Source organism: Streptomyces sp. MNU76, from assembly GCF_020982545.1.
GTDB lineage: Bacteria > Actinomycetota > Actinomycetes > Streptomycetales > Streptomycetaceae > Streptomyces.
In genome coordinates this window covers 792,738-807,044 of the sequence record NZ_JAJKLK010000019.1, presented here as the reverse complement: position 1 = coordinate 807,044, position 14,307 = coordinate 792,738, and the positions used below count along the sequence as shown (strand labels likewise).

Below are 14,307 nucleotides of genomic sequence, written 5' to 3'. Positions count from 1 at the left end.
TCTTCGCCGACCTGTTCGGTACCACTCTCGCTCCGCACGCCTGTACGGAGTTACCCGTCTCGTTCGTCTTTCACTTACTCATGTACCTGCTCATGCACTTACTCGTGCGCTTGCTCGTGCCCTTACTTGCTGCTCAGCTACCCGGGATCCCCATCCTCACGGGCCCCGGTCCTCCGCGCCCGCTCACTCACCCGTGTTGACGTAGACGCGCGGGACGCGGGTTCCGATGCGCGTGACGATCTCGTACGCGATGGTCCCGGCCGCCTTCGCCCAGTCCTCGGCGGTCGGTTCGCCGCCGTCCCCGGAGCCGAACAGCACGACCTCGTCCCCGGCGGCGGGTTCGTCCCCGCCGAGGTCGACGACGAACTGGTCCATGGCCACCCGGCCCGCGACCGTCCGCCACTTGCCGCCGACCAGGACGGGCCCGCTGCCGGAGGCGTGCCGGGGGATGCCGTCCGCGTAGCCGACCGGGACCAGACCGAGGGTCGTGGCGCCGGGAGTGACGTAGTGGTGCCCGTAGCTGACGCCGTGCCCGGCGGTGACGTGCTTGACCAGCGCGAGCGAGGCGCTGAGCCGCATCACCGGCCGCAGCCCGAGGTCGGCGGAGCTGCCCAGCTCCGGGCTGGGCGAGATGCCGTAGACCGCGATGCCCGTCCGTACGAGGTCGAAGTGCGCGTCCGGCCGGGTGAGCGTGGCGGGCGAGTTGGCGATGTGCCGCACCTCGGGGCGGACGCCCCGGCCCTCCGCGTACGCGACCATCTCGCGGAAGCGGGTGAGCTGGGCGTCGATGGAGGGGTGCCCCGGCTCGTCGGCGCACGCGAGGTGCGACCAGAGTCCGGTGACCTTCACCAGGCCCTCGGCCTCCGCGCGCAGCGCCTCGGCGACCAACTCCGGCCAGTCCTCGGGCTGGCAGCCGTTGCGTCCGAGCCCCGTGTCGGCCTTGAGCTGCACCCGGGCGCGCAGACCCGCCCGCCGCGCCGCGTCGGTGACCTCCCGCAGCGCCCACAACCCGCTGACCGCGACATCGAGATCCGCCTCGACCGCCTCGCGCCAGGGCCCGCCCGGCGCCCACAGCCAGCACATCAGCCGCCCCGACAGCCCGGCCGCGCGCAGCGCCAACGCCTCCTCGGGCGTGGCCGTCCCCAGCCAGGTGGCCCCCGCCTCGACCGCGGCCCGCGCACAGCGCACCGCGCCGTGGCCGTAGGCGTCCGACTTGACCACGGCCATCAGCGCGGCGCCCGGGGCGGACGCGCGCAACGTCCGCACATTGGCCCGCAGGGCATCCAGATCGATCTCCGCCCGGGCCCGAAGGGGCGCGTGCGGCACAGGTGCTGTCTCACTCATGTCAGCCCCAGTGTCGCATTGGGCACCGAAGCGCCCGCCAGGGGCGCGAGGCTGTATCGATGTGCGGCTCCGCCGCGTGGGCGCGACACGCCATGAAGCACGTGCAGCCCGCGATCGACGCAGCCCCCGTCCCGAACCCGCCTCATTCACCCGCCACCCCCTTGTCACGTACAGTCACCCACGACACACGACAGGTCGCAAACGGCACAACACGGCACAACACAGGGGTTGCTATGTGCGGAATCGTGGGATACGTCGGCTCGCAGTCCGCCCTCGACGTGGTCCTCGCCGGACTGAAGCGGCTGGAGTACCGCGGGTACGACTCCGCCGGCGTGGCGGTGCTCGCCGACGGGGGCCTCGCCGCCGCGAAGAAGGCCGGGAAGCTGGTCAACCTGGAGAAGGAGCTGGTCGGCCGCCCGCTGCCGACGGGCTCGACCGGCATCGGCCACACCCGCTGGGCCACCCACGGCGGCCCCACGGACGCCAACGCCCACCCGCACCTCGACAACGCGGGCCGGGTCGCCGTCGTCCACAACGGCATCATCGAGAACTTCGCCGCGCTGCGCGCCGAACTGGCCGAGCGGGGCCACACCCTCACCTCCGAGACGGACACCGAGGTCGTCGCGCACCTCCTCGCCGAGGAGTTCTCCTCCTGCGAGGACCTCGCGGAGGCGATGCGGCTGGTGTGCCGCCGTCTGGAGGGCGCGTTCACCCTGGTCGCGGTGCACGCGGACGCGCCGGACGTGGTCGTGGGCGCCCGCCGCAACTCGCCGCTGGTGGTCGGCGTCGGCGAGGGCGAGGCCTTCCTCGCCTCGGACGTGGCCGCGTTCATCGCCCACACCCGCTCGGCGATCGAGCTGGGCCAGGACCAGGTGGTCGAACTGCGCCGCGACGGTGTGACGGTGACCACCTTCGACGGCCGCCCCGCCGACGTCCGCTCGTACCACGTCGACTGGGACGCGTCGGCGGCGGAGAAGGGCGGCTACGACTACTTCATGCTCAAGGAGATCGCCGAGCAGCCCAAGGCCGTCGCCGACACGCTGCTCGGCCGGATCGACGCGGCGGGCTCGCTGTCCCTGGACGAGGTCCGCATCCCCGACCGGGAACTGCGCGAGCTGGACAAGGTGGTCATCGTCGCGTGCGGTACGGCGTTCCACGCGGGCCTCATCGCCAAGTACGCCATCGAGCACTGGACCCGTATCCCGTGCGAGGTGGAGCTGGCCAGCGAGTTCCGCTACCGGGACCCGATCCTCGGCCCGCGCACCCTGGTCATCGCCATCTCCCAGTCCGGCGAGACCATGGACACGCTGATGGCGCTGCGGCACGCCCGCGAACAGGGCGCCCGGGTCCTCGCCATCTGCAACACCAACGGCTCGACGATCCCCCGCGAGTCCGACGCGGTCCTCTACACCCACGCGGGCCCGGAGGTGGCGGTCGCCTCGACGAAGGCGTTCCTCACGCAGTTGGTGGCGTGCTACCTGGTGGCGCTGTATCTCGGGCAGGTACGGGGGACCAAGTGGGGCGACGAGATCCGCGCCGTGATCCGCGACCTCTCCCGCATCTCGTGCGAGGTGGAGCGGGTGCTCGAAACGATGGAGCCGGTACGGGAGTTGGCCCGCACCCTGGCCGACAAGAACACGGTGCTGTTCCTGGGCCGCCACGTGGGGTATCCGGTCGCCCTGGAAGGCGCCCTGAAACTCAAGGAGTTGGCCTACATGCACGCGGAGGGCTTCGCGGCGGGCGAGCTGAAGCACGGTCCGATCGCCCTGATCGAGGAGGACCTCCCGGTGGTCGTCGTGGTCCCCTCCCCGGCGGGCCGCTCCCTCCTCCACGACAAGATCGTCTCCAACATCCAGGAGATCCGCGCGCGGGGCGCCCGCACGATCGTCATCGCTGAGGAGGGTGACGAGGCGGTCGTCCCCTACGCCGACCACCTGATCCGCGTCCCGGCGACCCCGACGCTCCTCCAGCCCCTGGTCGCCACGGTCCCTCTCCAGGTCTTCGCCTGCGAACTGGCCACGGCCCGCGGCAACGAGGTGGACCAGCCGCGCAACCTGGCGAAGTCGGTGACGGTGGAGTGAGCGGCCGCGGCCGGCGCCGCTGGGGCTAGGGTGCGGATCATGCCCATCATCGGAGTCGGCATCGACGTCGCCGAGATCGACCGTTTCGGTGCCGCGCTGGAGCGCACGCCCAGCATGGCCGACCGCCTCTTCCTCCCCAGCGAACTGCTCCTCCCCAGCGGCGAACGCCGGGGCATCGCCTCCCTGGCGGCCCGGTTCGCCGCGAAGGAGGCCCTCGCCAAGGCCCTCGGCGCGCCGAGCGGCCTGCGCTGGACGGACGCGGAGGTGTACGTCGAGCCGTCCGGCCAGCCCCGTCTCCGCGTCACCGGAACGGTCGCGTCCCGCGCCTCCGAGCTGGGCGTCCAGTCCTGGCACATCTCCCTGAGCCACGACGCGGGCGTGGCCTCGGCGGTGGTGATCGCGGAGGGGTAGGGAGGGTGGGGGCTCCTTATGGCTCGGGGTCGCCTCGCCGTCCTGCGCCTCGTAACCGCCGAGCAGCGGACCCCACCCCCGCCGCCCCAAGAACAAGGCACACTCGTCGCATGCGCTCAGCCCACCGCGTAGAAACCGTCCGCACAGCCGAACGCACCCTCATGGCCCGCCTCCCCGACGGCGCCCTGATGCAACGCGCCGCCGCCGGCCTGGCCACCGCCTGCGCCGACCTCCTCGGCCGGGTCTACGGAACCCGCGTCGTCGTCCTCACCGGCAGCGGCGACAACGGCGGCGACGCCCTGTACGCCGCCGCCTGGCAAGGCGCGGCGCGGGCGTCACCGCCGTACTCCTCGCCCCCGACCACACCCACCCCGCCGCCCTGACGGCCCTGCGCCGAGCGGGCGGCACCGTGCTCCCGCCTCACGCGGCGGCCCACGCCATCCACCGGGCCGACCTGATCCTGGACGGCATCGTCGGCATCGGCGGCAAGGGCGGCCTCCGCCCCGACGCCGCGCCGCTCGCCGAACTCGCCGCCACCGCACGGGCGCTGGTCGTCGCCGTCGACCTCCCGTCCGGCATCGAGCCCGACACCGGCGAGGTGCGCGGCGCAGCCGTCCGCGCCGACCTCACCGTGACCTTCGGGACCCACAAACCGGGCCTCCTCATCGACCCGGCCCGCGAGTACGCCGGCTCGGTCCGTCTGATCGACATCGGCCTGGCGGAGACGCTCCCGCCCGCCCCGGCCCTGGAGTCCCTCCAGCACGCCGACGTGGCCGCCCTCCTCCCCGCCCCACCGGCGAGAGCGACAAGTACCGCAGGGGAGTCGTGGGCATCGCGGCGGGCTCGGCCCGCTACCCGGGCGCGGCGGTCCTCGCGGTCGCGGGCGCCCTGCGGGGTGGCGCGGGCGCCGTCCGCTACGTGGGCGCCGCCACCGAAGCGGTCCTCGCCCGCTACCCGGAGACTCTCGTGTCGAACACGGGCCCGAAGAAGGCGGGCCGGGTCCAGGCCTGGGTCGCGGGCCCCGGCGCGGGCGACGACCCGGCGCCGGTCGCCGAGGCCCTGGCCTCGAACGTCCCGGTCCTGCTGGACGCGGACGGCCTCCGCCTGGCCGACCGCGACACGGTCCGCACCCGCAGGGCCCCGACCCTGATGACCCCGCACGCGGGTGAGGCGGCCGCGCTCCTGGGCGTCACCCGGGAGGAGGTCGAGTCCGCCCGCCTCACCGCCGTACGCGACCTGGCCCGCGCCTACGACGCCACGGTGCTCCTCAAAGGCTCCACCACCCTCGTCGCCGACCCGGATCCCACATCCCCGGTCCGCGCCAACCCCACCGGCACCCCGTGGCTGGCGACGGCGGGCAGCGGCGATGTCCTCTCGGGCCTGGCCGGCTCCCTCCTGGCGGCCGGCCTCTCCCCCCTGGACGCGGCGAGCACGGCGGCCTACCTCCACGGCCTGGCGGGCCGCTACGCCGCGAACGGCGCCCCGACAGGAGCCCACGACGTGGCGGAGTCGATCCCGTCGGCCTGGCGGGACGTCACCTCCTGACCGCCACCCACCCCACGACCACCCCAGCCCCGAGATTCACTCCCCTCCTCGATCCGGTCGATCGCCTCCCGCACCATCCCCAGATACTCGACCTCCTCGCACCGCGGCTTACTGCCCATCCGGTACATGTCGATCGCGTCATCGAGGTACTCGCCCAGATCCTCGTCCGGCAGGTCCGCCGAGAGGTCGCTGCACACCCGTCCGGCGAGCTCCGCATCACCGCGTGTAGACCCCCGTCGAACGGCGCCCCGTAATGTCAGGCGCCCGCCGAAAGCCACCCCAATCCCCCATTTCCCCTGGCCGACCGGGAGGCGGCTCCCTCCCGACCGCCCGGACGCTAGCCCTCCCCCACCCGAGGTCCATACCTTCGTCACAGTTCACGCACAGCGAAGGGAGAACGCCCCACCGCGCCCCGCCCGGCGTGACGCAACCCACCGGCCCCCGCCCCGCCACCCCGTTCGAACTCCGTTAACAATGGACTGTGATCTCACCGGTCTCCTCGTTGCCGCGGAGCGCCCACCGGCCCAGGCCGGAGGCGACTCCCTACGTCGACCTCACCCGTGCCGAGTGGAGCGCGCTGCGCGAAAAGACGCCGCTCCCGCTGAACGCCGAGGAGGTCGAGAAGCTGCGCGGTCTGGGCGATGTCATCGACCTCGACGAGGTACGGGACATCTATCTGCCGCTGTCCCGGCTCCTCAACCTCTACGTGGGCGCCACCAACGGCCTGCGCGGCGCCCTGAACACCTTCCTGGGTGAGCAGGGCTCCCAGTCCGGCACCCCGTTCGTCATAGGCGTCGCCGGCTCCGTGGCCGTCGGCAAGTCGACGGTCGCCCGCCTCCTCCAGGCTCTCCTGGCCCGCTGGCCCGAACACCCGCGCGTGGAACTGGTCACCACCGACGGCTTCCTGCTCCCCATGAAGGACCTCCAGGAGCGCGGCCTGGTCTCCCGCAAGGGCTTCCCCGAGTCGTACGACCGCCGGGCCCTGACCCGTTTCGTCGCCGACATCAAGGCCGGCAAGGACGAGGTGACGGCCCCCGTCTACTCCCACCTCATCTACGACATCGTCCCCGACCGGAAGCTGACCGTCCGCCGCCCCGACATCCTCATCGTCGAGGGCCTGAACGTCCTCCAGCCCGCCCTCCCCGGCCAGGACGGCCGCACCCGCGTCGGTCTCGCCGACTACTTCGACTTCAGCGTGTACGTCGACGCCGGCGCCGACGACATCGAGCGCTGGTACCTCAACCGCTTCAAGAAGCTCCGCCAGACCGCGTTCCAGAACCCCGACTCGTACTTCCGCAAGTACACCCAGGTCTCCGAGGACGACGCCCTCGACTACGCCCGCACTCTCTGGCGCACCATCAACAAGCCCAACCTGGTGGAGAACATCGCCCCCACCCGCGGCCGCGCCACCCTCATCATCCGCAAGGGCGCCGACCACAAGGTCCGCCGCCTGAGCCTGCGCAAGCTGTAGGGAGTATTTCGGCAGTCCCTGGCCCCGTCACCGGCCCCGCCCACCCTGCGGGCATGCCGCATCTGCGCCTGATCACCCCGGCCGACCGTACCGACGACGTGGCGCGCCTGATCGAGGGCCTCCGCGAGAAGTGGCTGTGGCCAAGCCTCGACAGGGGCGCGGGGCTGTGCCGAAAGTACGGCCACCGCCGCCTGTGCGCGACAAGCCACGACCCGCAGCCCGCAACGCACAGAACCACGCACAGAACCCCGCGCCCCTACCCGGAACGAACCCCGGACCTACCCGGAACGCACACGCCCGGGACCTACCCGAGCGCAGACTTCACCACATCGGCCAACCGCCCGGCAACAGCCCGAGCCTGCTCGATATCGGCCGCCTCCACCATCACCCGCACCAACGGCTCGGTCCCGGAAGACCGCAGCAACACCCGCCCCGTAGAGCCCAGTTCGGCCTCGGCCTCCCCCACCGCCGCCGCCAGCTCCGCGGACGTGGACACCCGCGACCGGTCCACGTCCGGCACGTTGACGAGCACCTGCGGCAGCCGCTCCATCACCCCGGCCAGTTCCTGGAGCGTACGGCCGGTCTGCGCGACCCGCGCCGCCAGCAGCAGCCCCGTCAGCGTGCCGTCACCCGTCGTCGCGTGGTCGGAGATGATCACGTGCCCGGACTGCTCGCCCCCGAGCGCGTACCCGTGCTCCTTCATCTCCTCCAGCACGTACCGGTCGCCGACCGCGGCCTGCACCAGCCGCAGCCCCTCCCGCTCCAGCGCCAGCTTGAACCCGAGGTTGGACATCACGGTGGCGACCACGGTGTCGGACCGCAGCGCGCCGCGCTCCCGCATGGCCAGCGCGAGGACGGCGAGGATCTGGTCCCCGTCGACCTCGTTGCCCTCGTGGTCTACGGCCAGGCACCGGTCCGCGTCCCCGTCGTGCGCGATCCCGAGGTGCGCCCCGTGCTCCAGGACGGCGGCCTTCAGCGGCCCGAGGTGCGTCGACCCGCACCCGTCGTTGATGTTGAGCCCGTCCGGCTCGGCACCGATCGTGACGATCTCGGCGCCGGCGCGGGTGAACGCCTCCGGAGAGACCCCGGCGGCGGCGCCGTGCGCCTCGTCGAGGACGATCTTCAGGCCGTCGAGCCGGTTGGGGAGGGCCGCGAGCAGGTGCTCGACGTACTGCCCGAAGCCGTCGTCGTAGGACCGGACGCGCCCGACGCCCGCACCCGTGGGCCGCTCCCAGGGAGCCCCGGTGCGGTGCTCCTCGTAGACGCCCTCGATCTTGTCCTCCAGCTCGTCGGCGAGCTTGTGACCGCCGCGGGCGAAGAACTTGACCCCGTTGTCGGGCATCGCGTTGTGGCTGGCGGAGAGCATCACACCGAGGTCGGCGCCCAGCTCGCCGGTGAGGAACGCCACCGCGGGGGTGGGCAGCACACCGACGCGCAGCACGTCGACGCCCGCACTGGCGAGGCCGGCCACGACGGCCGCCTCCAGGAACTCCCCGGACGCTCGCGGATCCCGCCCGACCACCGCCACCGGCTTGTGGCCCTCGAACGTTCCCGCCTCGGCGAGTACGTGTGCCGCCGCGACGGAGAGTCCGAGCGCGAGCTCGGCCGTCAGATCCGCGTTGGCGACACCGCGCACGCCGTCCGTGCCGAAGAGTCGTCCCACTGTGGTGTCCTCCGAAATTGCTCAGAATGTGCGGCTCGTACTGATGGTCACGAGTGTCCCGGCATTCCCCTGACCAAGTACATCCCCTGAGACTGTCCTCCCCCGTTCGGGGTTGTACCGACAGTCTGTGTATAAGCCTGCGATGAAGGGACGCGTGCTGGTACGCCCTGCCAAGCAAACCGCCCCGGCGGCACGGATACGTGCCACCGGGGCGATACGCGCAATGCGCGACGCACGCGGATCGCGCCCAGCGGCGCGAGCGCGATTTAGCGCTTGCTGTACTGCGGAGCCTTGCGGGCCTTCTTCAGACCGGCCTTCTTGCGCTCGACCGCACGGTCGTCGCGGCGGAGGAAGCCGGCCTTCTTGAGGGCGCCACGGTTGTTGTCGACGTCGGCCTCGTTCAGCGCGCGGGCGACACCGAGACGGAGCGCACCGGCCTGACCGGAGACACCGCCACCGGAGATGCGGGCGATGACGTCGTAGCGGCCCTCGAGCTCCAGCACCTTGAAGGGCTCGTTGACTTCCTGCTGGTGCACCTTGTTGGGGAAGTAGTCCTCAAGGGTGCGACCGTTGATCTTCCACTTGCCGGAGCCCGGGACGATCCGGACGCGGGCGATGGCGTTCTTGCGACGGCCCAGGCCGGCGGCCGGCTGCGGGTCGCCGAAGCGGGAGGCCATGGACTCGGAGGTGTACTCGCCCTCGACGGGGACGTCCGACTCCGTGGTGTAGCTGTCGATGTCAAGCTCTTCGAGCGGCTGCTCGGCAGTGGTCTCGGCCACGATTCTCCTCAGATCTTTTCTGTTTGGGGGTGTGGCCGGAACTACTGCGCGACCTGGGTGATCTCGAACGGCACCGGCTGCTGCGCAGCGTGGGGGTGCTGGTCGCCCGAGTAGACCTTCAGCTTCGAGAGCATCTGACGGCCCAGGGAGTTCTTGGGGATCATGCCCTTGATGGCCTTCTCGACGGCCTTCTCGGGGTTCTTCGCCAGCAGCTCGTCGTAACGGACGGAGCGCAGACCACCCGGGTAACCGGAGTGGCGGTACGCCAGCTTCTGGGTCTTCTTGTTGCCGGACAGGTGAACCTTGTCGGCGTTGATGATGATGACGAAGTCGCCCATGTCCATGTGAGGGGCATAGGTCGGCTTGTGCTTGCCGCGGAGGAGGTTCGCCGCAGTGGTAGCCAGACGGCCCAGGACGATGTCCTGTGCGTCGATGACGTGCCACTGGCGAGTCACATCGCCGGGCTTGGGGCTGTACGTACGCACTTCGCAGCCTTCTTCTTCAGTGGATGGGTGGTGACACATGGCATCACTGAAGCGATCGTGCAGCTGGGGACGACAGTGCCGGGAACGCTGCCCGTATGCCGCCCACTGGTAACTGCTCCAGGGAACCCGCGTAAGGGCTTCTCGCCTGAGAGCGACCAAGCCAATACGCATAACAATCGGCAAGAGTACTCGGGCCGCCCCGGACGGGTCAAAACGGCCCCGGGACCGGCCCCCACGGCACCCCTTGATCCACTTCGCCCACGGGTCCGATACGATCCGGCCCCACGTGCCGCGAGGCACGCGATTCAGGCATGCAATCTGCAAACCACGGCGTTCACCTATGAAGTTTCACAAGAACGTTGCCACCGCGATCGTGGCGGCCGGTGTCGCCCTGACCCTGGGCAGCGCCGGCACGGCGTCCGCGTCGAGCCACTACTCGGTGCCCGGCGGCCAGGTGAAGTTCACGTCCAAGGGCGAGATCCTCAAGGTCTGGGACACCAAGGCGGGCAAGACCGGCATCCACGTCGTCGTGGACGACCTGTCCGCGAAGAACCCGACGATGGACACCTGCACCGTCAAGGGCAAGGGCAAGTCCAAGACCTGCGACATGAAGTTCACGAACGGGCACAAGCTCCAGATCGACGTCTTCTCCTACACGAAGCTGAGCGACCACAGCACACGCAAGCTCGTCGCCAGCTGGAAGGACAAGGCGTAACCCGGTACCGAGGAGTAACGCGGTACCAAGGCGTGACCCATAACTGAGGAAGGCCTCCCCTCGCCCGTCTAAACTGCGGCCCATGAGCTTTGGGCAGGGGGGGTCTCAGTGGAGCCCCGGGGGTTCCCACAATCCGTGGGACAGTCAGTGGAGTTCCTCCAGTAACCAGACCCCGGACTGGGCGTCACTCGCCGAGCAGTCCGAGACACGCAACAGGCGCCGCAGACTCCTGCTGATCGTCGGCGGCGCCCTCGCCACGGTCGGCATAGGCGTCGCCGTGGCGGTGGCCGTCGTCAACACCGACAACGGCGGCAGCACCACGGCGAACGGCCCGAACGACCCGCCGGTCACGCAGGGCATACCGAGCGCCAGCGCGAAGACGGACCCGTCGTTCGCACCGACGTCGGCCCCGCCCCCGCTGAACCCGAAGGACTTCATCTCCAGCTCGGGCAAGGACAAGGCGCCGATCAGCCCGGACATCCTGTTCCCGGGCTCCCAGTTCACCAAGCGCGAGGGCGTCGTCTACCGCAAGGGCGCCACGGCCTCGACGAAGGACTGCGCCTCGGCCGTGCAGGGCACCCTCGACAAGCTCCTCACGGACAACGACTGCACCCGCTTCATGCGCGTGACCTACTTCCGGGACAAGGTCGCGACCACCATCGGCGTCGCCCTGTTCGACACCGAGGCCAAGGCGACCAAGGTCAAGGACGACTGGGACAAGCAGAGCACCATCGTCTCCCTGTCCGGTGACGGCGTCCCCGCCTTCTGCCGTACGACGGTCTGCCGCACGACCGCCAACTCCTACGGCCGCTACGCCTACTTCACCCTCTCCGGCTTCACCGACGGCAAGGACGTCACGGAGAAGGACAAGGCCGTCTTCACCGCCGGCGACGACCTCAGCAGCTCCACGTACGGACAGATCCGGCGCCGCGGCGAGACCCAGGCGGCCGCCGCGGCCAACGGGCAGTAGCCCGTCAGAACCCCCGCCGCCCGGGGTCAGCAGCAGCCGGCCCCGGGGACCCCTGGCAGACTCCGCCGGTTCCGCGCCTCCCTGCTCCGCGCGGCCAGCAGCTCGTCCGCCGGGTACCCGACCTCCTCCAGGGTCAGCCCGTGCGGCCGTACGACATGCACGGCGGAGTCCCGTACGCCGGCGGCCAGCACCTTTCCGGGCCATTCGGGCCCCCGGTGGCCGTCCCCCACGAACAGCAGGGCGCCGATCAGCGAGCGCACCATGTTGTGGCAGAAGGCGTCGGCCCGCACGGTGGCGGTGATGATCCCGTCGTCGCCCCGCACCAGGCTCAGCTCCTGCAGTGTGCGGATGGTGGTCGCCCCCTCCCGCCGCTTGCAGTACGCGGCGAAGTCGTGCTCCCCCAGCAGCCGCCGCGCGGCCTCGTTCATGGCGTCGACGTCCAGCGGCCAGTCGTGCCACAGGACGTGACCGCGCAGCAACGGATCGACACCGCCGGGGTTGTCGGTGACCCGGTAGGCGTACCGCCGCCAGATCGCCGAGAACCGCGCGTTGAAGCCGCTGGGCGCCTCCCTGAGCGCCCAGACCCGCACGTCCCTCGCCAGGCGCCCCGCGAGCCGCTTCAGCAGCTTCTCGTGGTGCTCACGCCAGACCGCCTCCGGCAGGTCCACGTGCGCCACCTGCCCCCGCGCGTGCACCCCGGCGTCCGTCCGCCCGGCCACGGTCAGCTCGAAGGTCTCCCGGGACCGCGTCACGGTCCGCAGGGCGTCCTCGATCTCCCCCTGCACGGTCCGCCGCCCGCCGGCCTGCTTGGCCCAACCGGAGAACTCACTCCCGTCGTACGACAGATCGAGCCGCACACGCACGAACCCGGGCTGCACTTCGTCACTCACTCCTGAATCCTCCCAGGTACAAAAAAGTGGGCCCGCTCCCTAAGGAACGGGCCCACTCAAACGCGCCCCGTTTTTAGGGGCGCGGGGAACTGCGCGACCAGCCACAACGAACCCGCAGCCGAAAACGCAGCCCCCCGCGGAGCGCTACGCGTCCTTGGACTCCTCGGCAGCCTCGTCCGCGCTGTCGTCAGCCTTGGTGGTGTCCACCTTGGCCTCAGCGGCAGGCGTCTCCGCGTCCTTGGCGGCACGCTTGGTGGCGGCCTCGGCCTCGCCCGTGGCCTCCTGCGCGACGGTCAGCGCCTCGACCAGCTCGATGACAGCCATGGGCGCGTTGTCGCCACGGCGGTTACCGATCTTGGTGATCCGGGTGTAGCCACCCGGACGGTTCTCGTACCGCGGGCCGATCTCGGTGAAGAGCGTGTGCACGACGCTCTTGTCCGTGATGACCTGGAGCACCTGGCGGCGGTTGTGAAGGTCGCCCTTCTTCGCCTTGGTGACCAGACGCTCGGCGTACGGCCGCAGACGGCGGGCCTTCGCCTCGGTGGTGGTGATGCGGCCGTGCTCGAAGAGCGACTTCGCGAGGTTCGCGAGAAGCAGCTTCTCGTGCGCGGCACTGCCGCCCAGACGGGCACCCTTGGTGGGCTTCGGCATGGTGTTTCTCCTAGGTGTCTGCCCCGGCCGTACCAGGTACCGGGGTCAGTATCCGAGCGGGCGGATGCCCGTCGAAGATCCGGAGTTCATTTCGACTCCGGAGGGTCCGCGCCCCGTAAGGGGCGCGGGGAACTGCGCGACCAGCCACTACGGACCCGCAGTCAGAATCCGACCGCTCGCGGAGCGACTAGTACTGCTCGGTCTCCACGAACCCGGCGTCCGCGTCGTCGTCGGCGCCGAAGGCGTCCGCGGCGGCGGTCGGGTCGAATCCGGGCGGGCTGTCCTTCAGGGCCAGGCCCATGCCGGCCAGCTTCGCCTTGACCTCGTCGATCGACTTCGCACCGAAGTTACGGATGTCGAGCAGGTCGGCCTCGGAGCGCGCGACCAGCTCACCCACGGAGTGGATGCCCTCACGCTTGAGGCAGTTGTACGACCGAACGGTGAGCTCGAGCTCCTCGATCGGCAGCGCCAGATCAGCGGCCAGGGCGGCGTCCGTCGGGGACGGACCCATGTCGATGCCCTCGGCGTCGATGTTGAGCTCACGGGCGAGACCGAAGAGCTCGACCAGCGTCTTACCGGCGGAGGCCATGGCGTCACGGGGACGCATCGCCTGCTTGGTCTCGACGTCGACGATCAGCTTGTCGAAGTCGGTGCGCTGCTCGACACGCGTGGCCTCGACCTTGTACGTGACCTTGAGAACCGGCGAGTAGATGGAGTCGACCGGGATACGGCCGATCTCCTGGCCCACCTGCTTGTTCTGCACGGCGGAGACGTAACCGCGGCCGCGCTCGACCGTCAGCTCCATCTCCAGCTTGCCCTTGCCGTTGAGCGTGGCGAGGACCAGGTCGGGGTTGTGCACCTCGACACCGGCCGGGGGCGCGATGTCGGCGGCGGTGACCAGACCCGGGCCCTGCTTGCGCAGGTACATCACGACCGGCTCGTCGTGCTCCGAGGAGACGACCAGCTGCTTGATGTTGAGGATCAGGTCGGTGACGTCCTCCTTGACGCCCGGCACGGTGGTGAACTCGTGCAGGACACCGTCGATCCGGATGCTGGTGACAGCAGCGCCGGGGATCGACGACAGGAGCGTGCGACGGAGGCTGTTGCCGAGGGTGTAGCCGAAGCCCGGCTCCAGCGGCTCGATCACGAACCGGGAGCGGAACTCGTCGACGACCTCTTCGGTCAACGAGGGACGCTGAGCGATCAGCATGTGGTGAGTCCTTCAGTCATGGGCACCCACTATTTGATGCCCTTGAGTACTACAAGGGTACGGGCGGTACGCCCCGTAAGAGCCGTACCGCC

General features: G+C 70.5%; 12 protein-coding genes and 1 pseudogene. 6 read left to right on the top strand and 7 right to left on the bottom strand.

Features of this window, described 5'->3' with window-relative positions; all coding sequences use genetic code 11:
* Nucleotides 1-183: 183 nt before the first annotated feature.
* Nucleotides 184-1,344 (bottom strand): alanine racemase, encoded by a 1,161-nt coding sequence (gene alr / locus E4N62_RS30190; RefSeq protein ID WP_230219600.1) that lies wholly within the window; start codon nucleotides 1,342-1,344, stop codon nucleotides 184-186.
* A gap of 233 nt (nucleotides 1,345-1,577) precedes the next feature.
* Here alr and glmS point away from each other — a divergent pair, with 233 nt between their 5' ends.
* The 4 genes and pseudogenes from glmS (at nucleotide 1,578) to coaA (ending at nucleotide 6,852) form a co-directional block, all read left to right on the top strand.
* A complete protein-coding gene (gene glmS, locus E4N62_RS30185) occupies nucleotides 1,578-3,425 on the top strand; it encodes a glutamine--fructose-6-phosphate transaminase (isomerizing) (protein ID WP_230219599.1) in 1,848 nt (615 codons plus the stop codon).
* A 39-nt stretch (nucleotides 3,426-3,464) separates the two neighbouring features.
* Complete coding sequence (locus tag E4N62_RS30180; RefSeq protein ID WP_230219598.1) at nucleotides 3,465-3,836, top strand: holo-ACP synthase; 372 nt, start codon at nucleotides 3,465-3,467, stop codon at nucleotides 3,834-3,836.
* Between the two features lie 110 nt (nucleotides 3,837-3,946).
* Nucleotides 3,947-5,381 (top strand): annotated as a pseudogene (locus E4N62_RS30175) (NAD(P)H-hydrate dehydratase).
* Between the two features lie 481 nt (nucleotides 5,382-5,862).
* The gene (gene coaA / locus E4N62_RS30170) at nucleotides 5,863-6,852 is read left to right on the top strand and encodes a type I pantothenate kinase (protein WP_230219597.1); all 990 of its coding nucleotides are present in this window, start codon (nucleotides 5,863-5,865) and stop codon (nucleotides 6,850-6,852) included.
* Nucleotides 6,853-7,156: 304 nt separating this feature from the next.
* Here the strand turns inward: coaA and glmM are convergent, their stop codons facing one another.
* From glmM to rplM, 3 genes are all read right to left on the bottom strand, one after another.
* Nucleotides 7,157-8,515: a phosphoglucosamine mutase gene (gene glmM, locus E4N62_RS30165; RefSeq protein WP_230219596.1), complete on the bottom strand. Its 1,359-nt coding sequence runs from the start codon at nucleotides 8,513-8,515 to the stop codon at nucleotides 7,157-7,159.
* A 266-nt stretch (nucleotides 8,516-8,781) separates the two neighbouring features.
* Complete coding sequence (rpsI, locus tag E4N62_RS30160) at nucleotides 8,782-9,294, bottom strand: 30S ribosomal protein S9 (RefSeq protein WP_184904621.1); 513 nt, start codon at nucleotides 9,292-9,294, stop codon at nucleotides 8,782-8,784.
* 41 nt (nucleotides 9,295-9,335) lie between these two features.
* Nucleotides 9,336-9,779 (bottom strand): 50S ribosomal protein L13, encoded by a 444-nt coding sequence (rplM, locus tag E4N62_RS30155; RefSeq protein ID WP_033528354.1) that lies wholly within the window; start codon nucleotides 9,777-9,779, stop codon nucleotides 9,336-9,338.
* A 340-nt stretch (nucleotides 9,780-10,119) separates the two neighbouring features.
* Here rplM and E4N62_RS30150 point away from each other — a divergent pair, with 340 nt between their 5' ends.
* Both E4N62_RS30150 and E4N62_RS30145 read left to right on the top strand, forming a co-directional pair.
* Nucleotides 10,120-10,494 carry a hypothetical protein gene (locus E4N62_RS30150; protein WP_230219595.1) on the top strand — a complete coding sequence of 125 codons (375 nt, stop codon included), beginning with the start codon at nucleotides 10,120-10,122 and terminating at the stop codon, nucleotides 10,492-10,494.
* Nucleotides 10,495-10,576: 82 nt separating this feature from the next.
* Entirely contained in the window at nucleotides 10,577-11,464 is an 888-nt protein-coding gene (locus E4N62_RS30145) for a hypothetical protein (protein WP_184904624.1), read from the top strand.
* Nucleotides 11,465-11,490: 26 nt separating this feature from the next.
* Here E4N62_RS30145 and truA read toward each other — a convergent pair whose 3' ends face one another.
* From truA to E4N62_RS30130, 3 genes are all read right to left on the bottom strand, one after another.
* The gene (gene truA, locus E4N62_RS30140; protein WP_230219593.1) at nucleotides 11,491-12,354 is read right to left on the bottom strand and encodes a tRNA pseudouridine(38-40) synthase TruA; all 864 of its coding nucleotides are present in this window, start codon (nucleotides 12,352-12,354) and stop codon (nucleotides 11,491-11,493) included.
* 144 nt (nucleotides 12,355-12,498) lie between these two features.
* A complete protein-coding gene (gene rplQ / locus E4N62_RS30135; RefSeq protein WP_230219591.1) occupies nucleotides 12,499-13,005 on the bottom strand; it encodes a 50S ribosomal protein L17 in 507 nt (168 codons plus the stop codon).
* 187 nt (nucleotides 13,006-13,192) lie between these two features.
* Entirely contained in the window at nucleotides 13,193-14,215 is a 1,023-nt protein-coding gene (locus E4N62_RS30130) for a DNA-directed RNA polymerase subunit alpha (RefSeq protein WP_003966937.1), read from the bottom strand.
* Nucleotides 14,216-14,307 lie beyond the last annotated feature (92 nt).